The organism is Streptomyces kanamyceticus, from assembly GCF_008704495.1.
GTDB classification, from domain to species: domain Bacteria; phylum Actinomycetota; class Actinomycetes; order Streptomycetales; family Streptomycetaceae; genus Streptomyces; species Streptomyces kanamyceticus.
Window position 1 is genome coordinate 7,668,873 of the sequence record NZ_CP023699.1, and the last position, 20,455, is coordinate 7,689,327.

Consider the following 20,455-nt stretch of genomic DNA (forward strand, 5'->3'; position numbering starts at 1 on the left):
TGAGGACGGACCGCGTCACTCCCAGCGGAAGAACCTGGCCGCCGCGCCGAGCCCGGCGACCGCCCAGACCGCGAGGATCCCGAGGTCCCCCCACGGCATGCCCGCACCGTGCTGCAGCACGTCGCGCAGCCCGTCGGAGAGCGCCGAGATGGGCAGCAGGCCGAGGACCGACTGGGCCGCGTCGGGGAATTTGTCGAGCGGGACGATCACGCCGCCGCCCATGAGCAGGAGCAGGAAGACGAGGTTCGCCGCCGCCAGCGTCGCCTCGGCCTTGAGGGTGCCCGCCATCAGCAGACCGAGCCCGGAGAAGGCGGCCGTGCCGAGCACCAGGAGCAGCAGTACGGCGAAGGGGTTGCCGTGCGGCGACCAGCCGAGCGCGAAGGCGATCACCGTGAGCAGGACGATCTGCAGCACCTCGGTGACCAGGACGGACAGGGTCTTCGCCGCCATCAGGCCCCAGCGGGGGAGCGGCGAGGCGCCGAGCCGCTTGAGCACGCCGTACCGCCGCTCGAAGCCCGTCGCGATGGCCTGGCCCGTGAAGGCCGTCGACATCACGGCGAGCGCGAGGATGCCGGGCGCGAGGAAGTCCACGGCCTCGCCGTCGCCCGTGTCGACGATGTCGACCGCGCTGAACAGCACGAGCAGGAGCGTCGGGATGACGACGGTCAGGAGGAGCTGCTCGCCGTTGCGCAGCAGCATCTTCGTCTCGAGGACAGCCTGCGCGGCGATCATGCGGGGCAGCGGGGCGGCGCCCGGCTTCGGCGTGTACGTACCGGCGGCGCTCATCCGCGCAGCTCCTTACCCGTGAGCTCCAAGAAGACGTCTTCGAGGGTGTGGCGTTCGACCGAGATGCGGTCCGGCATGACGCCGTGCTGGGCGCACCACGAGGTGACCGTGGCGAGCAGCTGGGGGTCGACCGTGCCGCTCACGCGGTAGGCGCCGGGGGTCAGTTCGGCCGCGGCCGAGTCCGGCGGCAGCGCCTTGAGGAGCGAGCCGACGTCGAGCCCTGGACGGCCGGTGAAGCGCAGGGTGTTCTCGGCGCCGCCCCGGCACAGCTCGTCGGGGCTGCCCTGGGCGATGACCTTGCCCGCGTCGATGATCGCGACGTCGTCGGAGAGCTCCTCCGCCTCGTCCATGTGGTGCGTGGTGAGGATGACGGCGACGCCGTCGCGGCGCAGATCGCGCACGAGGTCCCAGGTGGCCCGGCGCGCCTGCGGGTCCAGGCCCGCGGTCGGCTCGTCGAGGAAGACGAGTTCGGGCCTGCCGACCACGGCCATGGCGAGCGCGAGGCGCTGCTGCTGGCCGCCGGACAGGCGCCGGTAGGTGGTGCGGCCGCAGCTGTCGAGGCCGAGGCGCTCGATGAGGTCGCCCACGTCCAGCGGGTCGGCGTGGAGTTTGGCGACGTGGCGCAGCATCTCGTCGGCGCGGGCGCCCGAGTAGACGCCGCCGGACTGGAGCATCACGCCGATCCTGGGCCGCAGCGCGTCGGCCTCGCGGACCGGGTCCAGGCCGAGGACGCGCACGGTGCCGGAGTCCGGCTTCCGGTAGCCCTCGCAGGTCTCGATCGTGGTGGTCTTGCCCGCGCCGTTGGGGCCGAGGACGGCGGTGATGCCCGCCCCGGCGCTGAGGTCGAGACCGTCGACCGCGGTCTTGTTTCCGTACCGCTTGACCAGACTCTCGATCTGGACGACGGGCTCGTTTCGCATGGTGAGCCAGTCTAGGGACGGGTCCGAGGTCCCGGGCGGGCGGGGCGCCGGTCCTCTTCCTGGTGACCTTTTCCGGCCGTACGGGGACGAAGCGGGGCCTAGCGTCGATGCGTGACCAGCATCGCGGAGAACGTCGAGGAGACATCCGAGCAGGCGGCCCACAAGGCGCGTGACCTCAGGCGCACCCCGCGCTACTTCGTCTCGGCCGTCCTCGCGGGCGCGTACATCGGGATCGGCGAGGTGCTGCTCCTGGTGGCGGTGTCGCCGTTCGTGGCGGCGGGCTCCCCGGCGGTGAGACTCCTCGAAGGAGCGGTCTTCCCGATCGCGCTGACGATCGTGATGTTCGCGGGCGCACAGCTGTTCACCAGCAATGTGATGGTGATGCTGATCGGCGCCCTGACGGGGCGCACGGGCGCGCGGGACCTGGTCGGCAGCTGGGCGCTCTCCTTGGCGGGGAACGGCGTCGGGGCGTTCCTCTTCGGCGCGATGGTGCACGCGTCGGGCGTGACGTCCACGCCCTCGGCGCGCGCGATGCTCGCCGAGATGGTCCGGGGCAAGGAGGCGCTCGACGGCGGCCAGCTCTTCTGGCGGGCCGTGCTCTGCAACTTCCTCGTCTGCCTGGCGATCTGGATGTTCTACCGGGCCAAGGGCGACGGCGCGAAGATCTTCGTGCTGTGGATCCCGGTCCTGGTCTTCGTCGCGGTCGGCTTCGAGCACTGCGTGGCGAACATGGCGCTGTTCGCCCTCGCGATCCTGGACGGCGGCGCGGGCTTCGCCGACCTGGGCAGGAACCTGCTGTTCACGGTGCCGGGGAACGTGGTCGGGGGCGGTCTCCTCGTCGCGGGCTCGTACTGGTTCATGGGGCGACCGGAGCGCGAGGAGGACCTCTAGGCGGGAGACGCCGACGACTGGGCGGGGGACACCAGCCACCGTTCGGCGTAGGCGACCGCGTCCGCGAGCGGGAACAGCCGCGATGCGGCGGCGCCCACGCTTCCCCGTACGACCTCCGTGTCCCGCTCGAAGGCCGCGCCGAGCTCCTCGAAGCGGTCGCTGGGGATCGCCGGTTCCCGCACGGTCGTCCACCGGCGGCCCTGGGGCGTCATGGCCGCGAAGGAGTGCTCGGTCTCGGGTCCTGGGATCCGGTACTGGGCCAGGTGGAACGCGGTGCAGGCGCCGTAGCCCGCGCCGAGCAGCAGCACGCGGGCGCCCGCCTTCTCCAGCCGGGCCAGCGGGCTGCGCTCGCCGAAGCTGCAGCCGCGGGCGTGCCCCGCGGTGATCGTGGCGGCGGCGGGGCCGAGGGCCGCGAACGAGGCCTGCGGATGCGCGCTGCGCAGGGCGCCGGGCCAGGTGCGTACGGCCTCGGGGACGACGCCGACGCCGAAGCTGGGCGTGAGCAGCGGGTCGTACGCGGGGAGCGTGGCGCGGAGCACGGGCAGCCAGCTCTCGGGCACCGGAGGGTTCTGCCACACCGCGGGATCGGAGTTGTCCCCCGAGTGGGTCGGGACCACCAGGGTGCCGTCGGGCCCGAGGGCGTCGAGGAGCGCCTGGACGAGTGCGATCTGGCCTCCGCTGACCCAGCCGAGCGAGCTGAGCGAGGTGTGCGCGAGGAGGGTCTCGCCGGGGCGCACACCGAGCTTCGACAGCTCGTCCGCGAGCGACTCGCGCGTGCACAAAGGGCCGGTGGGAGGGGGTGTCGGCATGGTCCAGGAGTCTCCTGGAAGGATCGGGCGGGCGCCACCGATTTGATCGATCAGTGATCGTTTCCGCAGGTCAGCTTAGGTATGCCTAAGTGATGCAGCGCACCGACCGGTGATCGGGGCGCGGGTTGTCAGGTTCTGAGGAATTACGCAACAATGGCGTTGTGAAAAACGTTGGCGAGGCTCCGCAGGAGGAACTCGCGACCGGAGAGCGCTCCACGCGCAACCGGGTCGCGCGGTCCATCCTGGACCACGGCCCGTCCACCGTCGCCGACCTCGCCAAGCGGCTCGGCCTCACCCAGGCCGCCGTCCGCAGGCACCTCGACGCCCTCGCCCATGAGAACGTCGTCGAGCCCCGTGAGCAGCGGGTCTACGGAGCACGGACCAGGGGCAGGCCCGCCAAGGTCTTCGCCCTGACCGACTGCGGGCGCGACGCCTTCGACCAGTCGTACGACAAGCTGGCCGCGGACGCGCTCCGGTGGATCGCCGAGCACCACGGGGAAGGCGCGGTCGTCGCGTTCGCCAAGGCGCGGATCGCCGCCCAGGCCGAGACGTACAAGAAGGCGATCGAGGCGGCGCCCCCGGAGCGGCGCACCGAGGCTCTGGCGAAGGCATTGACCACCGACGGGTACGCTGCTACGGCGCGTAGCGCACCGGTCGGCGAGCAGCTCTGCCAGCACCACTGCCCGGTCGCGCACGTCGCCGAGCAGTTCCCGCAGCTGTGCGAGGCGGAGACGGAGATGTTCTCCACGCTCCTGGGCACGCACGTCCAGCGCCTCGCCACGATCGCCCACGGCGACGGCGTCTGCACGACGTTCATCCCCCGCAGTACCCCGCAGCACCCCCATTCAGCATCAGCAAGCACCGCCGGGAGGAACCCCGCATGACTCTCCCTATCGAGGAGACTGCCCACCCCGAGCTCGAGGGCCTGGGCACGTACGAATACGGCTGGGCCGACTCCGACGCGGCTGGTGCCTCTGCCAAGCGCGGCATCAGTGAGGACGTCGTCCGGGACATCTCCGCGAAGAAGTCCGAGCCGGAGTGGATGACCAAGCTCCGCCTCAAGGGCCTGCGCCTGTTCGACAAGAAGCCCATGCCCAACTGGGGCTCGGACCTCTCGGGCATCGACTTCGCCAACATCAAGTACTTCGTGCGCTCCACGGAGAAGCAGGCGGCGTCCTGGGAGGACCTGCCCGAGGACATCAAGAACACGTACGACAAGCTCGGCATCCCCGAGGCGGAGAAGCAGCGCCTCGTCGCCGGTGTCGCCGCCCAGTACGAGTCCGAGGTCGTCTACCACCAGATCCGCGAGGACCTGGAGGAGCAGGGCGTCATCTTCCTGGACACCGACACGGCGCTGAAGGAGCACCCGGAGCTCTTCAAGGAGTACTTCGGGACCGTCATCCCCGTCGGTGACAACAAGTTCGCCTCGCTGAACAGCGCCGTGTGGTCCGGCGGCTCGTTCATCTACGTCCCCAAGGGCGTGCACGTCGAGATCCCGCTCCAGGCCTACTTCCGCATCAACACGGAGAACATGGGCCAGTTCGAGCGGACCCTGATCATCGTGGACGAGGACGCCTACGTTCACTACGTAGAGGGCTGCACCGCGCCGATCTACAAGTCGGACTCGCTGCACTCCGCGGTCGTCGAGATCATCGTGAAGAAGGGCGGCCGCTGCCGCTACACGACGATCCAGAACTGGTCGAACAACGTCTACAACCTGGTCACCAAGCGCGCCGTGGCGTACGAGGGCGCGACCATGGAGTGGATCGACGGCAACATCGGTTCCAAGGTCACCATGAAGTACCCGGCCGTCTACCTGATGGGCGAGCACGCCAAGGGCGAGACGCTCTCCATCGCCTTCGCGGGCGAGGGCCAGCACCAGGACGCCGGTTCCAAGATGGTCCACATGGCGCCGAACACGTCCTCCAACATCGTCTCCAAGTCGGTGGCGCGCGGCGGCGGTCGTACGTCGTACCGCGGCCTCGTCGAGATCGGTGAGGGCGCCGCCGGATCGAAGTCGAACGTGCTCTGCGACGCGCTGCTCGTCGACACGATCTCGCGCTCGGACACCTACCCCTACGTCGACGTCCGCGAGGACGACGTCTCCATGGGCCACGAGGCCACCGTCTCCAAGGTCTCCGACGACCAGCTCTTCTACCTGATGAGCCGCGGTCTGACGGAGTTCGAGGCCATGGCGATGATCGTGCGCGGCTTCGTCGAGCCGATCGCCAAGGAGCTGCCCATGGAGTACGCCCTGGAGCTGAACCGGCTGATCGAGCTGCAGATGGAGGGTTCGGTCGGTTAACACCGGCCGCGTCCCGGCCGGTGCGAACCGGCCGGGCCCCCGCAGCTACTGACTTCTTTACGCAGAGAGAGAGCACGACGACAGCCATGGCTGAGGCTCAGAACATCCCGGTGGGAAGCACCACCGCAGGATCGATCGCGGTGGCCGCCGAGTCCACCGTCGCGACCCGCATGAGCGCGCCCCCGTCCTTCGACGTGGCGGACTTCCCCGTGCCGCACGGCCGCGAGGAGGAGTGGCGGTTCACGCCGCTGGAGCGCCTGCGCGGGCTGCACGACGGCACCGCGGTCGCCGACGGCGGCATCCGCGTCGAGGTGAGCGCCCCCGAGGGCGTCACCCAGGAGACCGTCGGCCGGGACGACGCGCGCGTGGGCAAGGCGGGCAAGCCCGTCGACCGCGTCGCCGCCCAGGCGTACTCGTCCTTCGAGAAGGCCTCGGTCGTGTCCGTCCCCAAGGAGACGGTCCTCACCGAGCCGATCCGGATCACCGTGCACGGCGAGGGCGGCACCGCCTTCGCGCACCAGGTGATCGAGCTCGGCGCGTTCGCCGAGGCCCTGGTCGTCATCGACCACACCGGTGACGCCGTGCTCGCCGCCAACGTCGACTTCGTCGTCGGCGACGGCGCCAAGCTCACCGTCGTCTCCGTCCAGGACTGGGACGACACGGCGGTGCACGTCGCCCAGCACAACGCGCTGATCGGCCGCGACGCCTCCTTCAAGTCCGTGGTCGTCACCTTCGGCGGTGACCTGGTCCGCCTGCACCCGCGCGTCAACTACGCGGGCACCGGCGGCGAGGCCGAGCTCTTCGGCCTCTACATCACCGACGCGGGCCAGCACCAGGAGCACCGCCTCCTGGTCGACCACAACACCCCGCACTGCAAGTCGAACGTCGTCTACAAGGGCGCGCTCCAGGGCGACAACGCCCACGCGGTGTGGATCGGCGACGTCCTCATCGAGGCCGCGGCCGAGGGCACGGACACCTACGAGATGAACCGCAACCTGGTTCTGACCGACGGCGCCCGGGTCGACTCGGTGCCGAACCTCGAGATCGAGACCGGCGAGATCGTCGGCGCGGGCCACGCCTCGGCGACCGGCCGCTTCGACGACGAGCAGCTCTTCTACCTGCAGTCCCGCGGCATCCCGGAGGACGAGGCGCGCCGCCTGGTCGTCCGCGGCTTCTTCGCCGAGCTGGTCCAGCAGATCGGCCTGCCCGACGTCGAGGAGCGCCTCATCGCGAAGATCGAAGAGGAGCTGGAGGCGACGGTCGCATGACCTTCGACGGCGCCCGATTCATTCGGGCCTGTGGGCTGAGCGAGCTGGAGGAGGACACCCCGAAGCGGGTGGAACTCGACGGCACGCCGGTCTCGGTCGTCCACACCGAGGGCGAGGTGTTCGCGATCAACGACATCTGCTCGCACGCGAACGTCTCCCTCTCCGAGGGCGAGGTGGAGGACTGCCAGATCGAATGCTGGCTGCACGGCTCCGCGTTCGACCTCCGCACCGGCAAGCCGTCCGGCCTTCCCGCGACGCGCCCCGTCCCCGTATACCCCGTAAAGATCGAAGGGGACGACGTGCTCGTCTCCCTCTCCCAGGAGTCCTGAGGCACCCATGGCAACGCTTGAAATCAAGGACCTGCACGTCACCGTCGAGGCCGACAACGCCACGAAGGAGATCCTCAAGGGCGTCGACCTGACCGTGAAGCAGGGCGAGACGCACGCCATCATGGGCCCGAACGGCTCCGGCAAGTCGACGCTCGCCTACTCCATCGCGGGTCACCCCAAGTACACGATCACCAAGGGCACCGTCACCCTCGACGGCGAGGACGTCCTGGAGATGTCCGTCGACGAGCGTGCCCGCGCCGGCATGTTCCTCGCCATGCAGTACCCGGTCGAGGTCCCCGGCGTCTCGGTCTCCAACTTCCTGCGTACGTCGGCGACGGCGATCCGCGGCGAGGCGCCCAAGCTGCGTACCTGGGTGAAGGAGGTCAAGGGTGCGATGGAGCAGCTCCAGATGGACCCGGCCTTCGCCGAGCGCAACGTGAACGAGGGCTTCTCCGGAGGTGAGAAGAAGCGCCACGAGATCCTCCAGATGGAGCTCCTCAAGCCGAAGATCGCGATCCTCGACGAGACGGACTCCGGCCTGGACGTCGACGCCCTGCGCCAGGTCTCGGACGGCGTCAACCGCGTCCGCGAGACCGGTGAGGTCGGCACGCTCCTCATCACGCACTACACGCGCATCCTGCGCTACATCAAGCCCGACTTCGTGCACGTCTTCGCCAACGGCCGCATCGCCGAGTCGGGCGGCGCCGAGCTCGCCGACAAGCTCGAGGCCGAGGGCTACGAGGCCTACACGAAGGGCGGCGCATCCGCGTGACACAGCTGCCGGGCCTCCTCGACACCGAGGCGATCCGCAAGGACTTCCCGATCCTGGATCGCCAGATCCACGACGGCAAGAAGCTCGTGTACCTGGACAACGCGGCGACCTCCCAGACGCCCCGCCAGGTCCTCGACGTACTGAACGAGTACTACGAGCAGCACAACGCCAACGTTCACCGCGGCGTGCACGTCCTCGCCGAGGAGGCCACGGCGCTGTACGAGGGCGCCCGTGACAAGGTCGCGGAGTTCATCAACGCGCCCAGCCGCGACGAGGTGATCTTCACCAAGAACGCCTCCGAGTCGCTCAACCTCGTGGCCAACATGCTCGGTTGGGCCGATGAGCCCTACCGCGTGGACCACGAGACCGAGATCGTCATCACGGAGATGGAGCACCACTCCAACATCGTTCCGTGGCAGCTGCTCTCGCAGCGCACGGGCGCGAAGCTGAAGTGGTTCGGCCTCACGGACGACGGCCGCCTGGACCTCTCGAACATCGAAGAGGTCATCACGGAGAAGACGAAGATCGTCTCCTTCGTGCTCGTGTCGAACATCCTGGGCACCCACAACCCGGTCGAGGCGATCGTCCGCCGCGCCCAGGAGGTCGGCGCCCTCGTCCTGATCGACGCCTCGCAGGCCGCCCCGCACATGCCGCTCGACGTGCAGGCGCTGCAGGCCGACTTCGTGGCCTTCACCGGCCACAAGATGTGCGGCCCGACGGGCATCGGCGTGCTGTGGGGACGGCAGGAACTCCTGGAGGACCTGCCCCCGTTCCTCGGCGGCGGCGAGATGATCGAGACGGTGTCGATGCACTCCTCGACGTACGCTCCCGCACCGCACAAGTTCGAGGCGGGCACGCCCCCGGTCTCCCAGGCCGTGGGCCTGGGCGCGGCCGTGGACTACCTGTCCGCGATCGGCATGGACAAGATCGCCGCCCATGAGCACGCGATCACCGAGTACGCGGTCAAGCGGCTCCTCGAGGTCCCCGACCTCAAGATCATCGGCCCCTCCACGGCCGAGGACCGCGGCGCCGCGATCTCCTTCACGCTCGGCGACATCCACCCGCACGACGTGGGCCAGGTCCTGGACGAGGAAGGCATCGCGGTCCGCGTGGGTCACCACTGCGCACGGCCCGTCTGCCTCCGCTACGGAATTCCTGCGACCACGCGAGCGTCGTTCTATCTGTACTCCACGCCCGGCGAGATCGACGCTCTCGTCGACGGCCTGGAGCACGTACGGAACTTCTTCGGCTGAGGGGCTGGCTGGGAACGTGAAGCTGGATTCGATGTACCAGGAAGTCATCCTGGACCACTACAAGCACCCGCACGGGCGTGGTCTGCGCGATGGCGACGCCGAGGTGCACCACGTCAACCCGACGTGCGGCGACGAGATCACGCTGCGCGTCAGGTACGACGGGTCGACCATCGCCGACGTGTCGTACGAGGGCCAGGGCTGCTCCATCAGCCAGGCCAGCGCGTCCGTCCTGAACGACCTCCTGGTCGGCAAGGAGCTCGCCCAGGCGCAGAAGATCCAGGGCGTGTTCCTGGAACTGATGCAGTCCAAGGGCAAGCTGACGCCGGACGACGCGATGGAGGAGGTCCTGGAGGACGCCGTCGCGTTCGCCGGGGTCTCCAAGTACCCGGCGCGCGTGAAGTGTGCTCTGCTGAGCTGGATGGCGTGGAAGGACGCGACGGCGCAGGCGCTCGGCACCGACGCCGCCGACGACGTCGCTGAGAGGAAGACCGCATGAGCGAGAACGAGACCCTGACCACGAAGCCCGCTTCCGAGGAAGAGGTCCGCGAGGCGCTGTACGACGTCGTCGACCCCGAGCTGGGCATCGACGTCGTCAACCTCGGCCTGATCTACGGCGTCCACGTCGACGACGCGAACATCGCCACGATCGACATGACGCTGACGTCGGCGGCCTGCCCGCTGACCGACGTCATCGAGGACCAGGCGAAGTCCGCCACGGACGGCATCGTCAACGAGCTCCGGATCAACTGGGTCTGGATGCCGCCGTGGGGCCCGGACAAGATCACGGACGATGGGCGCGAGCAGCTTCGGGCGTTGGGGTTCAACGTCTGAGTCGGTCTGAGACCGCACTGCTTCGACGAAGCCCCCTGGAGGATTCTCCGGGGGGCTTTTGCGTACGCCCGTACACATCGATATGTACACTCGTACGCATGGGATACGCACTGCTGGCCGGGGCCATCGCGGCGGAGGTGGCCGGGACGACCGCCATGAAGTACAGCGAGGGGTTCAGCAGGCTGTGGCCCTCGCTGATCACGGTCGCGGGCTATCTCCTCGCCTTCACGCTGCTCGCGCAGACCCTCAAGACCCTCTCCGTGGGCACCGCCTACGCGATCTGGGCGGGCATCGGCACCGCCGCCGTCGCCGCGATCGGCATGCTCTTCCTGGGAGAGGCCGCCAATCTCGTCAAGGTCGCGGGCATCGCGCTCGTGATCGCGGGCGTCGTCGTGCTCAATCTGGGCGGGGCGCACTGATGGGCCGTCGCTACGACCCCGACCGCCGTCAGCGGATCATCGACGCCGCGATCCGGGTGGTCGGGCGGCAGGGCATCGCCGGGCTCAGCCACCGTTCGGTCGCCGCCGAGGCGGACGTGCCGCTCGGCTCCACGACGTACCACTTCAAGACGCTCGACGAGCTGATGGTCGCCGCGCTGCGGCAGTCCAACGAGGGCTTCGCCAAGGCGATGACCAGCAGCGGCGCCTTCGAGGACCCCGGTGCCGATGTCGCGGACGAGCTCGTGCGGCTGCTCGGCGAATGGTTCTCGGGGGAGCGCGCCGGGGTCGAGCTGGAGTACGAGCTCTATCTCGCGGCCCTGCGCAGGCCCGCGTTGCGCCCGGTGGCGGCGGAGTGGTGCGAGGAGGTCTCCGCCGTCCTTGAGCGGCGCACCGACCGCTTCACCGCGCGCGCCCTCGTCGCCGTGATGGACGGGATCTGTCTCCAGGTGCTGCTCACGGGCGGCGACTACGACGCGGCGTACACCCGCGAGGTGCTCAACCGGCTTCTTCCGTCAGGGACTTGACCTTCGCCAGGGCCGCCCCGACGCTCGCCACCACGTCCGTGACCGGGTACTGCACGTCCCGCACCACCCGGTCGCCGTCCACCACCAGCGTCAGCCGCTTCATCCGGCTCACGCCCGCCGCGCGGAACGTCGGCAGGCGCAGGGCCGCCGTCAGGGCCAGGTCCGCGTCCGACAGGAGCGGGAAGCGCAGGTCCTCCTTCTCCGCGAACGCCCGCTGCTCGTCCGGGCGTTGGGACGAGACGCCGTGCACGGTCGCACCCGCCGCGGTGAACTCCGCGAGCTGGTCGCGGTAGGAGCAGGACTCCAGCGTGCAGCCGCGCGCGCCGGGGATCCCCGCCCAGCCGGGCGGGTAGGCGTCCTGGCGGGCGTACGCGCCGGGGAAGCAGTACAGGACCGTGTAGGGGGTGTCCCCGGCGACCGGGTCGCACAACTCCCCTTCATGGCCCATGAGTTGGACTGCCGGTACGCGCGTGCCGAGCAGCTCGTGGACCCGCTGGGCCTCCAGGGACGTCTCCGTCGCGGTCGCCATCGTCTCTCCCTCTCCCAGTACCCAGGTATCGCCCCAGTCCTGGAGGGCGACCAGGACGGGCAGCAGTGCGCGGCCGCGCGGTGTCAGGCGGTACTCGTGGCGCACCGGGCGGTCCTGGTAGGGGGTGCGGGTCAGTACGCCCGCGGCCACCAGGAGGCGCAGCCGCTCGGTCAACACCTTGCGGGACACGCCGAGTTCGGCCTGCAGTTCGTCGAAGCGGTGCACCCCGCGCGCCGTGTCGCGCACGATCAGCAGGGTCCACCAGTCGCCCACGACGTCCAGGGCCTGCGCGATGGCGCAGTGGTCGTCGTCGAGGCGGGTCCGTTGCGGCATGACGTCCATGCTGACATAGTCCGTTCCCAAAAGGAACTAAGTGGTCGTCGATCTACCGGGGGTGGCATGCCGCGCGGGAAACGCGAAGGGCACGAGAAAGAGCAAGGGAAAGGGCAGGGGCAGGGGGAAGCGCAAGGGCAGCGTCTGCGGGACGTGCCGAGGGTCGTGTGGCTGCTCGCCGCCGGTCAGTTCTTCAACATGGTCGTCGCCTTCACCTTCGTCTACTTCTTCGTCTATCTGACGGACGAGCGCGACCTGTCCGTCGCCCAGGCCGGTCTCATCAGCGGCATCGGCGGCGCCGGGATGGTCGCGGGCAACTTCACCGGCGGCTGGTTCGGCGACCGGTACGGCCACCGGCGCGTCCTGCTCGCCGGATCGCTGGTCAGCGGCGTGGGCGTGCTCGCGCTGCCCGTCCTGCCCGCCGCGCTGCTCTACGTCGTGCCGGCCGTCGGCCAGTACGCGGGGGGCTGTGTGCGCGCCGCCAACGGTGCCCTCGTCGCGGTCTCCGTGCCCGGCGGCGGGCGCCGTCAGGCCTTCGCCGTGACCCGGTTCGCGGCCAACGCGGGCTTCACCGTCGGGCCCCCGCTGGGCGCGCTGCTCATCGCCCACGCCTCGTACGCCCTCCTCTTCGTCGTCGACGGGCTCGGCACGCTCGTCTTCGCCGTGTACGCCTGGCGGGTGCTGCCCGCGCGCGGCGCGGTGCGGGCCAGGGCGGCAGACCCGGGTCCCGGGGTGTTCGCCGCGCTGCGCGGGCGCCCCACCGTCCTCGTGCTGCTCGGCGCGATCCTGGTCGCCGACCTCGTCTACCGTCAGCAGTACTCGACGCTCCCCGTCGACCTCGACCGGCACGGCCTGGACACAGGGGTCTACGGCTGGCTCCTCGCGATCAACGGCGGCGTCATCCTGCTCCTCGAACTCCCCGTCACCCTCGCCCTGCGCGGCCGCGCGCCGCTGCGGATCGTCGGGGCCGGGCTGCTGCTCGTCGGCGCGGGCTACGCCGTGCTCGCCGTCGGCACCGGGCTCGGCACCGCCGTGGCCATGATGCTGCTGCTCACCGCGGGCGAGATCCTCTACAAGACACCGGCCACCGCGTACGTCGCCGACCACGCGCCCGCGGGGCTGCAGGGCCGGTTCCAGAGCCTGTACTCGGGGGTCTCGGTCAGCGGGGTCGTCCTGTCGGCGCCGCTCGGTGGGGCGCTGTACACCGTGGCGCCCGGGCTGCTGTGGCCGCTCTGCGCGGTGCTCGCGGGGGCGGCGGGGTGCGCGGTGTTCGTGGCGGGGCGGGGGCGCGGCAGGGTGCGGGCCGACGTGGTCGCCGGGGAAGGACCGGACGCCGCTCGTGCGGGCGGTCCGGCCCCGGACGCCGCGGGCGGCCCGCCTCCTGAGACCGGTTCGCTCGCGCGCCGTACCTCCGGTTAGGTTTCACCCATGACCGACACGAATGCTTCCCGCACCACCGGCGCCGTCGCCGCAGGACTCGCCACCGTCACCACCGACGGCACCGTTCTCGACACCTGGTTCCCCGCTCCCGAGCTCGCCGCGGAGGCGGGCCCCGCGGGCACCGAGCGGCTGACCGCCGAGCGCGCCGTGGAGCTGCTCGGTGCGGGCGCCGCCAAGGCGATGGGCCCGGACGCCCGCCGTGGCGTGGAGATCATCGCCGTACGTACGGTCATCGCGTCCCTCGACGACAAGCCGCAGGACGCCCACGACGTGTACCTGCGTCTGCACCTGCTCAGCCACCGCCTGGTCAAGCCGCACGGCGTGAACCTGGACGGACAGTTCGGCTTCCTGCCCAACGTCGCCTGGACCTCGCTCGGCCCGGTCGCCGTGGACGACGTCGAGACGGTCCGGCTCAACGCCCGCGCCGAGGGCCTGCACCTCGCCGTGACCTCCATCGACAAGTTCCCGCGCATGACGGACTACGTCGCGCCGAAGGGCGTCCGCATCGCCGACGCCGACCGCGTGCGGCTCGGCGCGCACCTCGCCGAGGGCACGACCGTCATGCACGAGGGCTTCGTGAACTTCAACGCGGGCACCCTCGGCACCTCCATGGTCGAGGGCCGCATCTCCGCCGGTGTCGTCGTCGGCGACGGCTCGGACATCGGCGGCGGCGCCTCCACCATGGGCACCCTGTCCGGCGGCGGCAACGTCCGCATCGTCATCGGCGAGCGCTGCCTGATCGGCGCCGAGGCGGGCGTCGGCATCGCGCTCGGCGACGAGTGCGTCGTCGAGGCCGGTCTGTACGTCACCGCGGGCACCCGCGTGACGATGCCCGACGGCCAGATCGTCAAGGCCCGCGAGCTCTCCGGCGCCTCGAACATCCTCTTCCGCCGCAACTCGGTCACGGGCACCGTCGAGGCCCGCCCGAACAACGCGGTCTGGGGCGGTCTGAACGAGGTTCTGCACAGCCACAACTGATCAATGGTGGCCTGACGTGCGGCCGCCTACCTGATCAGCGCTCTGAACTGCTGTTGAGCTGTCGGCAGTTGTCGGCGTTGGTCATCGCTGAGCGCCCTTCCGCGGCCCGAGGACGGCCCGGGAGGGCGTTCGTGCATGAGCACCGCATCAGGAGTTCGATCGGGCATGCCCAAGAGGGCCTCCCGCTGCGGATCGGCGCGGCGCTCAAGGCTGCTGCGTACTGCGGCTGTTCATCGTCGTTGGTGTCAATAGGGGATGTCAGCCCGCCCTTGGGCAGGGGCTCGTTCACGTGGTTGGCCTGTGTTGAGAGGCGCTACGCTCCCTGCCCCGTCGCTCTGCGATATTCGGCAGCACGGAGACTCCGGTTTGGGCATGCTAGTGCCATGAGAGCTGCGGCAGAGGAAGCGTCAGACCTCGACGCCTTGTACTCCGCCCTCGGTCGGGTGGTGGTCGCTAGCGCACGGATGGAATCTCGCCTGCGCTACAACGTGGGCTGGATGGCTGGCGACCACGATGCGGGGTGGATCGTGTTCGAAGGCCAGTCAGTTGAGTGGCTCGTCTCGAATGGGAAAGCGATCCTTGGTCAGATCACTGAGATGAAGTGGTGGCCCAGTGATCACTCCGACCGCATTGCCCGTGCATTCAATGACATTCAGGATGCGGCTCGAATGAGGAACCTTCTGGTCCATGGTCAGTGGGCCAAGAGCTGCTCGGGGGACGAGATCTGCACGGCGCGCCCGCAGACAGCGAAGGCTGATCAGCGAATATTCCACGTCTATCGCAGCCGCCACAGAAAGGGCTTCGAAGAGCGCGAGATTGCTATCTGCGACCTCGATGACCTAGCTCAGAGGATGCTCGACTTGGCAGTGGAGATCGATGACGCCTACGAGGATGCGATAGACCCGCGTCGGGGACAAGCTCGCTCGCGGCAAGAGTAAGCGAATCCTGACTGGCGGCTGCTAGTGAGGTCGGTGGAGCGGCTTTGGGCTGGAGCTGCTTTGGGGCGAGTGATCATGGCCCCTTAAGCTCATCGTGATTCGGGCGGTCGGTGGACCTGCCCGCAAGGTCCGAATCGGGGCCATGATCTTAGAGGCTCGCCCCAAAGTGGCTGCCTAAAGCCGTGGAGCCGACCACCCCAGCCACGGGGTGACGGCCCAGGTAGCGGGAGATACCGCCGCGGACTGCCGCCGCGATCCGGCCTTATCGGTAACACAAAGCGTCGTTGACCTGTGGTGCGGCAATCCCCTGTACCCCCATGGCCCTGTGCTGGGTTTTGGCCCCTTGAGTGCGACGGGTGGTCGGTGCCCCGCAGCCGGTGGCGCAGACAGGGAGGCGGCGGTGCGGCGGCCGACCGGCGCCGCCCCGTTCTGGGGCCCTCGGTCCTTCGGATTGATCCCCTTGGGGGCGGGCTCGGGCCTGGTGGGTGGTCTTGAGGGGGTGTTCCTGTGCCTGCGCCTGGTCGTCCTACGGATGCTGTTGATCTCTTCCCTCTTCTAGGCCGGATCGCGGCGGCGGTCCGTGGTGGGCGCTTCCGTGTGACCGGGGCGAAGCCGCGGGGTGAAGGTAGTTGGCGCCTCAGGCTGATCAGGCAGACGCGAGCGCAGCGAGCCTTGATGAAGTAGGGAAACTCTGACCGCACCATGATTCGGAGGGTCTGATGCCGGGCTGTTGGACAACCGGCCGACTCGGCTACGGTGCGAATCATGCCTATTGCACTGGACACGCCTCAGGGTGCGGCCGAACTGGCTGAGTCCCTGCTGCCTCCGCTCGGGAACCGTTGGCTGCACACTCAGGCCGTGGCGGCACGCGCACGCGAGGCATCGGCGGCTGTTCCGGAGGTTGAACGGGATCTCCTCGTCGCTTCCGCCTGGCTGCACGACATCGGGTATGCCCCGGAGCTACGCGAAACCGGCTTCCACCCTCTTGATGGTGCTCGGCACCTTGAGTCCCTCGGCGCTCCTGATCGCCTGGTCCGGCTGGTCGCTCACCACTCCGGCGCCGTCTATGAGGCGGAACAGCGTGGCCTGTCGACTGAGTTGGGCATCTACGAGCGGGAGGACTCGCCTCTTCTTGACGCACTGATCTACGCCGACATGACGACCGGTCCCGCCGGGCAGTTCTTCGACTTCGACCGTCGGATTGACGAGATCCTCGTTCGCTACGAGCCGGGCAGTGAAGTGCACACCGCGATCAGCAAGGCTCGGCCGTACCTTGGGGCCGCTGTCGAGCGCACCTGTGCCCGGCTTGGTGAGTGATCAACCGATGTAGGGCTGGGACCGGTTGGCCAAGCCGTGCTCGATCCGCATCCGCATGGATGGGTGGATGCTCAGCTCGCTCAACCGCTCTGGTGCGATGAAGGCAACTTCCTTGCTTTCGCTGCTCGTGCGGGGCTCCCCGCCGACGATGCGGGCCGTAAAGCAGATCGAGAACTGTTGGCGCACTTCGCCGTCGTCGTACGCCATGACGTGCCCTGGGTTCGTGTAGAGGCCGACCAATCCCGTCACCTCTACGTCGAAGCCGGTCTCTTCCTTGGTTTCCCGCACGGCAGCATCGGCGACAGACTCGCCGACTTCGACCCCGCCGCCGGGCAGTGCCCACAGGTCGTTGTCCGTCTTGTGGATCAAGAGGACTTCCCCGGCTTCGTTGACGGCGACGGCGACCACCGAGGGGACGATGCTGTTCGCCTTCGGGGCGTTCGGATCATTCACGTAGTCGATGCGGGCCATGCCCCCAGCGTCGCACGGCTGGTTGGCAGGCTCACTTACGCGGGCCGTCCCCGCTCCCACGCGTAGTCAAAGCTCCGCATGTAGTGCCGGAACGTCCGGGCGCCGGGAAGGTACCGGAAGTGCAGTACTGGGTTCTGTCCGGCGGGCGCCCCGAGTACGTGAGGGTTCACCAACACGTCGTCGTCGAAGCGGTAGATCGAGTTGTACAAGATCGTGTCATGAAGGCGGAGTTCGACACCGGGTGTCGCTGTCGCCGGTTGGAGGTAGCGGCGCGTGATGCGGGCTCGGGCAGCCAGGTCGTCGCCGATGCCTTCCTCTTCGCCGCGTTGCCTGATCATCGCTGAATCCGGGTCGCCCAACAGGATGCGCACCTGGGCCCCGGCCTTCGCCTTGTCGGCCAACTCGTCGGGTAGGTCCGGGTGGCTGTCGAAGAGGAACAGGCCCGCGTACACGAGGATTTCCACGTGATGCGAGGCGTTCTCGATCAGGGACGACCACAGGGCCGCTGGCACGGCTCCGCGGTGCGGGTAGTACGTGACCAACTCGGAAGCGCTTGCGGTCTCGGCCTGCTTCTCGATTGCTGGCCAGAGGTAGACCTCGTCAACTCCGAGGAAACTGGCTGTAGTCCAGCGGTGCTGACGGTGCGGGGTGCGATCTAGCGTGATCCAACGTTCCACGCTCTTGGGGTCCACCTCGACGTGCTCGGCGACTGACTGAATCGTCTCGCCCTTTGCTGAAATCGCGGCTCGTAAGCGCTCGTTCGCCATCTCCCTGGTCCCCTCCATGAGGCACGGACGGCTAAGGACGTTTTACCCCTTCGGGAGACGTCCCCAAACGTCCCTCTGGACCGAGATGCGTCCACCCTCTTTGGCGGTCTCCTGATCTCACCGTCGCACGACGGCTCTCAACTCCCCGCAAGATCAGGAGAACAGACGATGCGTCAGATTCCCGTCGACACCACCGCCGCCACAGTGATGGTGGCCAAGGCCCCGCAGCCCAAGGTCAAGGACCGTCGCACCGGTGAGATCGCCACGGATGCGGACGGCGTCACGCAGATGACGGTTGAGGTCATGTTTTCCGCCAACGACGAGGTGGAGATTCTGAAGGTCACCGTCCCGCAGCCGGGCATCTCGGACGACCTGGTCATGGGGGCGCCGGTTGCTCTGACGGGCCTGGTCGCCTCGGCCTGGGAGAACGAGTTCAACGGGCAGAAGCGGCACGGCATCGCCTTCCGCGCGATCGCTGTCACCTCGCTCACCACCGGGTCCGCGAAGCCGAAGGCCGCTTGACCATGATGTGGCTGACTGTCTTAGCGTTGATCGTCGCTACCGCGGGGCTTCTGCGATGGCGGCGCCCCGCCTGGTACTGGCTGTCCTTCGGGATCGTCATCGCCGCGCTCCGTATCCGGCTGCGCTACGCGGCCGTGATGGACGCCTGTCACCTGACCGTCCCGGCCTCGCGCTTCCGGCTGGCCATGGCCCGTGCACTCAAGCGCGAGGTTCCTCGCCAACGAGTACCCCGGCTTCTGTGGCTGCGGCCGACACGGACCGGTCTCCTGCTGCGGATCCGGATGTGGCCCGGGCAGGACGCCTTCGAGTTCTCCTCGGCTGCCGACCGGCTGCGGCACTCCTTCGCGGTCCATCAGGTCACCTCACGCGAGATCAAGCCCGGCATCATCGAGCTCACCCTGACGGCCTTCGACGTGCTCAAGGACGTGCGGATGCCCGTCAAGACGGCCCGTGATCTGCTGAAGATCCCGGTTGCGCGAGTGGAAGACGGCTCGGTGCACTACCGCGACTATCGCGAGACTCCGCACTCGGTGACGGTCGGCGCGACCCAGTCGGGCAAGTCGGTCTTCCAGCGCACGGTGATCAAAGAGCTCTCCGCGCAGCCGGTGGCGCTGGTCGGCATCGACTGCAAGAAGATCGAACTTAGCCCGTTCGCGCGCCGCTTCTCCGCCCTGGCCGACAGCCCCGACGACGCGGCCGACCTCCTCGAAGCGCTCGTGGCGCGGATGGAGGACATCTACGACACGGTGCGGTGCGCCCAGCGGATCAGTGCTGACACTCCGGATGCGGAGATCGCCGCGAACATCTGGGACCTTCCCGAAGAGCTACGCCCGGTCCCCGTCGTGATCACCATCGACGAGATCGCGGAACTCGCCCTGAGCGCCAAGCGCAATGATCAGCGTCGGGACCGGATCATCACCGCCCTGATCCGGCTGGCCCAACTCGGCCGCGCCGCGGGGATGTTCCTCGACATCTACGGGCAGCGCTTCGGCTCCGAACTCGGCGATGGGATCACCATGCTGCGGGCCCAGTTGACTGGTCGGGTGGTGCACCGCGTCAACGACGAATCGACCGCCAAGATGACCTTCGGGGACATCTCCCCGCACGCCGTGTTCGCCGCGACCCAGATCCCCAACGCGCGCCGCGGTACGGCCATCGTTGGCTACTCCAGCGGCGAGTGGACGCGCATCCGCACCCCGCACACCTCGATGCGCCAAGCCGTCGCCGCCTGCAACCGGCACGCCCATCTGACGCCGGATCTGCCGGAACTGGCCCGCTTCAAGCCCGCGCTGGACCCCGTGCCCGCAGTAGTTGAAGCGGCCTGACCTCTCCTCCTGCTTCACGTTCGGCGTGACCGCCTCTCGCCAATTCCCTATCCCCGCCATGCCTGAAGATCGGAAGGATGATCATGCGTCACCCCTCGTTGGCCAAGATCATGGCTTGCATTGGTGGCTCGATCGCCCGGCGCGCCCGTAGCTTTCGCCGTGCGGCAGCGGGAGCGCGTCGTGATGCTCTGCTCGCGCGACTGGAAGTCGCCTCTCGGGCAGCTGAAGTCGACCACCGTTCACGTGCCAAGGGCCGGTGAGCGCAGTGTGCTCGCACTGTGAGGACCTCGCCCGCACCGTGGCCATGCTCGGTGACCTAGCCCTGTACGACCACACCCCGGGGGCCGATCAGGAGTTCATCAACGTGATGGGCCCGTCCTTGGCTGCCTCGCTGCCCGAGCCGCCGCCGGGCTACGACCCCACCCGTGGCCCCAACTACCCCGGTCAGGGGTGACGGCCGTGACCGCGAAGAAGACCACCCCGCATAAGCCGCATCCTCCCGTGTGCCCGGACTGCAAGGGCGCGGGCGAGATCACCGAGACAGTCCGCGTCGGCATCCGCAAGGGCCGTGCAACCGACGACCAACAGAGCGCTCTGTGCCCGAAGTGCTGGGGCACCGGAGAAGCCACTGACTGATCACAGCCGGGGCCGGGCGGCCGGACATGATGCCCCGCCCCGTCCTGGCTCCAACCTCGCGAAGGAGGTAT

At 68.8% G+C, this 20,455-nt stretch carries 25 protein-coding genes; 19 read left to right on the top strand and 6 right to left on the bottom strand.

All coding sequences use genetic code 11. From position 1 onward, the window contains the following. Window positions 1–15: 15 nt before the first annotated feature. Together CP970_RS33205 and CP970_RS33210 are read right to left on the bottom strand one after the other, a co-directional pair. Window positions 16–786: an ABC transporter permease gene (locus CP970_RS33205; protein WP_055543914.1), complete on the bottom strand. Its 771-nt coding sequence runs from the start codon at window positions 784–786 to the stop codon at window positions 16–18. Next, window positions 783–1,706, bottom strand: a complete 924-nt coding sequence (locus CP970_RS33210; protein ID WP_055543915.1) for an ABC transporter ATP-binding protein — start codon at window positions 1,704–1,706, stop codon at window positions 783–785. Before CP970_RS33210 ends, CP970_RS33205 begins: the two co-directional genes overlap by 4 nt. A gap of 111 nt (window positions 1,707–1,817) precedes the next feature. On the opposite strand from CP970_RS33210, the gene CP970_RS33215 reads away from it, so the two are divergent. Further along, entirely contained in the window at window positions 1,818–2,597 is a 780-nt protein-coding gene (locus tag CP970_RS33215) for a formate/nitrite transporter family protein (RefSeq protein ID WP_055543916.1), read from the top strand. Here the strand turns inward: CP970_RS33215 and CP970_RS33220 are convergent. Next, window positions 2,594–3,406, bottom strand: a complete 813-nt coding sequence (locus tag CP970_RS33220) for an aminoglycoside N(3)-acetyltransferase (RefSeq protein WP_055543917.1) — start codon at window positions 3,404–3,406, stop codon at window positions 2,594–2,596. The genes CP970_RS33215 and CP970_RS33220 overlap by 4 nt on opposite strands. A 161-nt stretch (window positions 3,407–3,567) precedes the next feature. Between CP970_RS33220 and CP970_RS33225 the strand changes: the two genes are divergently transcribed. The 10 genes from CP970_RS33225 to CP970_RS33270 all read left to right on the top strand — a co-directional run bounded on the left by CP970_RS33225 (window position 3,568) and on the right by CP970_RS33270 (window position 11,128). Continuing rightward, entirely contained in the window at window positions 3,568–4,290 is a 723-nt protein-coding gene (locus CP970_RS33225) for a helix-turn-helix transcriptional regulator (RefSeq protein WP_055543918.1), read from the top strand. Further along, complete coding sequence (sufB, locus tag CP970_RS33230; RefSeq protein ID WP_055543919.1) at window positions 4,287–5,711, top strand: Fe-S cluster assembly protein SufB; 1,425 nt, start codon at window positions 4,287–4,289, stop codon at window positions 5,709–5,711. Before CP970_RS33225 ends, sufB begins: the two co-directional genes overlap by 4 nt. 86 nt (window positions 5,712–5,797) lie before the next feature. After that, window positions 5,798–6,979: a Fe-S cluster assembly protein SufD gene (gene sufD, locus CP970_RS33235; protein WP_055543920.1), complete on the top strand. Its 1,182-nt coding sequence runs from the start codon at window positions 5,798–5,800 to the stop codon at window positions 6,977–6,979. Continuing rightward, window positions 6,976–7,308, top strand: coding sequence for a bifunctional 3-phenylpropionate/cinnamic acid dioxygenase ferredoxin subunit (locus tag CP970_RS33240; RefSeq protein WP_055543921.1), 333 nt, complete (start codon window positions 6,976–6,978; stop codon window positions 7,306–7,308). Before sufD ends, CP970_RS33240 begins: the two co-directional genes overlap by 4 nt. A gap of 7 nt (window positions 7,309–7,315) precedes the next feature. Next, window positions 7,316–8,080, top strand: a complete 765-nt coding sequence (sufC, locus tag CP970_RS33245) for a Fe-S cluster assembly ATPase SufC (RefSeq protein ID WP_055543922.1) — start codon at window positions 7,316–7,318, stop codon at window positions 8,078–8,080. Continuing rightward, window positions 8,077–9,333: a cysteine desulfurase gene (locus tag CP970_RS33250; protein ID WP_055543923.1), complete on the top strand. Its 1,257-nt coding sequence runs from the start codon at window positions 8,077–8,079 to the stop codon at window positions 9,331–9,333. Before sufC ends, CP970_RS33250 begins: the two co-directional genes overlap by 4 nt. Window positions 9,334–9,349: 16 nt before the next feature. After that, window positions 9,350–9,829 (top strand): Fe-S cluster assembly sulfur transfer protein SufU, encoded by a 480-nt coding sequence (sufU, locus tag CP970_RS33255; RefSeq protein WP_055543924.1) that lies wholly within the window; start codon window positions 9,350–9,352, stop codon window positions 9,827–9,829. Then, window positions 9,826–10,164, top strand: a complete 339-nt coding sequence (locus CP970_RS33260; protein ID WP_030564757.1) for a metal-sulfur cluster assembly factor — start codon at window positions 9,826–9,828, stop codon at window positions 10,162–10,164. The genes sufU and CP970_RS33260 overlap by 4 nt, the downstream gene beginning before the upstream one ends. Window positions 10,165–10,262: 98 nt before the next feature. Beyond that, entirely contained in the window at window positions 10,263–10,583 is a 321-nt protein-coding gene (locus CP970_RS33265; protein WP_055543925.1) for a DMT family transporter, read from the top strand. Then, window positions 10,583–11,128, top strand: coding sequence for a TetR/AcrR family transcriptional regulator (locus CP970_RS33270; RefSeq protein WP_055543926.1), 546 nt, complete (start codon window positions 10,583–10,585; stop codon window positions 11,126–11,128). The genes CP970_RS33265 and CP970_RS33270 overlap by 1 nt, the downstream gene beginning before the upstream one ends. Here CP970_RS33270 and CP970_RS33275 read toward each other — a convergent pair. Then, complete coding sequence (locus tag CP970_RS33275; protein WP_055543931.1) at window positions 11,100–11,990, bottom strand: winged helix-turn-helix transcriptional regulator; 891 nt, start codon at window positions 11,988–11,990, stop codon at window positions 11,100–11,102. The two genes, CP970_RS33270 and CP970_RS33275, sit on opposite strands and share 29 nt — an antisense overlap. Window positions 11,991–12,134: 144 nt before the next feature. Here CP970_RS33275 and CP970_RS33280 point away from each other — a divergent pair, with 144 nt between their 5' ends. The 4 genes from CP970_RS33280 (at window position 12,135) to CP970_RS33295 (ending at window position 16,663) form a co-directional block, all read left to right on the top strand. Beyond that, window positions 12,135–13,409, top strand: coding sequence for an MFS transporter (locus CP970_RS33280; protein WP_224059350.1), 1,275 nt, complete (start codon window positions 12,135–12,137; stop codon window positions 13,407–13,409). Window positions 13,410–13,418: 9 nt separating this feature from the next. Further along, window positions 13,419–14,408, top strand: coding sequence for a 2,3,4,5-tetrahydropyridine-2,6-dicarboxylate N-succinyltransferase (gene dapD, locus CP970_RS33285; protein ID WP_055556396.1), 990 nt, complete (start codon window positions 13,419–13,421; stop codon window positions 14,406–14,408). 383 nt (window positions 14,409–14,791) lie between these two features. Then, window positions 14,792–15,346, top strand: coding sequence for a hypothetical protein (locus CP970_RS33290; protein WP_055556398.1), 555 nt, complete (start codon window positions 14,792–14,794; stop codon window positions 15,344–15,346). A gap of 765 nt (window positions 15,347–16,111) precedes the next feature. Then, window positions 16,112–16,663, top strand: a complete 552-nt coding sequence (locus CP970_RS33295; RefSeq protein ID WP_055543575.1) for an HD domain-containing protein — start codon at window positions 16,112–16,114, stop codon at window positions 16,661–16,663. On the opposite strand, the gene CP970_RS33300 is transcribed toward CP970_RS33295, so the two are convergent. After that, a complete protein-coding gene (locus CP970_RS33300) occupies window positions 16,664–17,134 on the bottom strand; it encodes an NUDIX hydrolase (RefSeq protein WP_055543576.1) in 471 nt (156 codons plus the stop codon). A gap of 35 nt (window positions 17,135–17,169) precedes the next feature. Then, a complete protein-coding gene (locus tag CP970_RS33305) occupies window positions 17,170–17,901 on the bottom strand; it encodes an XRE family transcriptional regulator (protein WP_055543600.1) in 732 nt (243 codons plus the stop codon). Between the two features lie 168 nt (window positions 17,902–18,069). Here CP970_RS33305 and CP970_RS33310 point away from each other — a divergent pair, with 168 nt between their 5' ends. From CP970_RS33310 to CP970_RS44415, 4 genes are all read left to right on the top strand, one after another. Then, window positions 18,070–18,423 carry an SCO3933 family regulatory protein gene (locus CP970_RS33310; RefSeq protein WP_055543577.1) on the top strand — a complete coding sequence of 118 codons (354 nt, stop codon included), beginning with the start codon at window positions 18,070–18,072 and terminating at the stop codon, window positions 18,421–18,423. Between the two features lie 2 nt (window positions 18,424–18,425). Beyond that, entirely contained in the window at window positions 18,426–19,748 is a 1,323-nt protein-coding gene (locus tag CP970_RS33315; protein WP_055543578.1) for an FtsK/SpoIIIE domain-containing protein, read from the top strand. A 256-nt stretch (window positions 19,749–20,004) separates the two neighbouring features. After that, window positions 20,005–20,202: a hypothetical protein gene (locus CP970_RS33320; protein ID WP_224058862.1), complete on the top strand. Its 198-nt coding sequence runs from the start codon at window positions 20,005–20,007 to the stop codon at window positions 20,200–20,202. A gap of 5 nt (window positions 20,203–20,207) precedes the next feature. Further along, window positions 20,208–20,384, top strand: a complete 177-nt coding sequence (locus tag CP970_RS44415) for a hypothetical protein (protein ID WP_169801182.1) — start codon at window positions 20,208–20,210, stop codon at window positions 20,382–20,384. Window positions 20,385–20,455 lie beyond the last annotated feature (71 nt).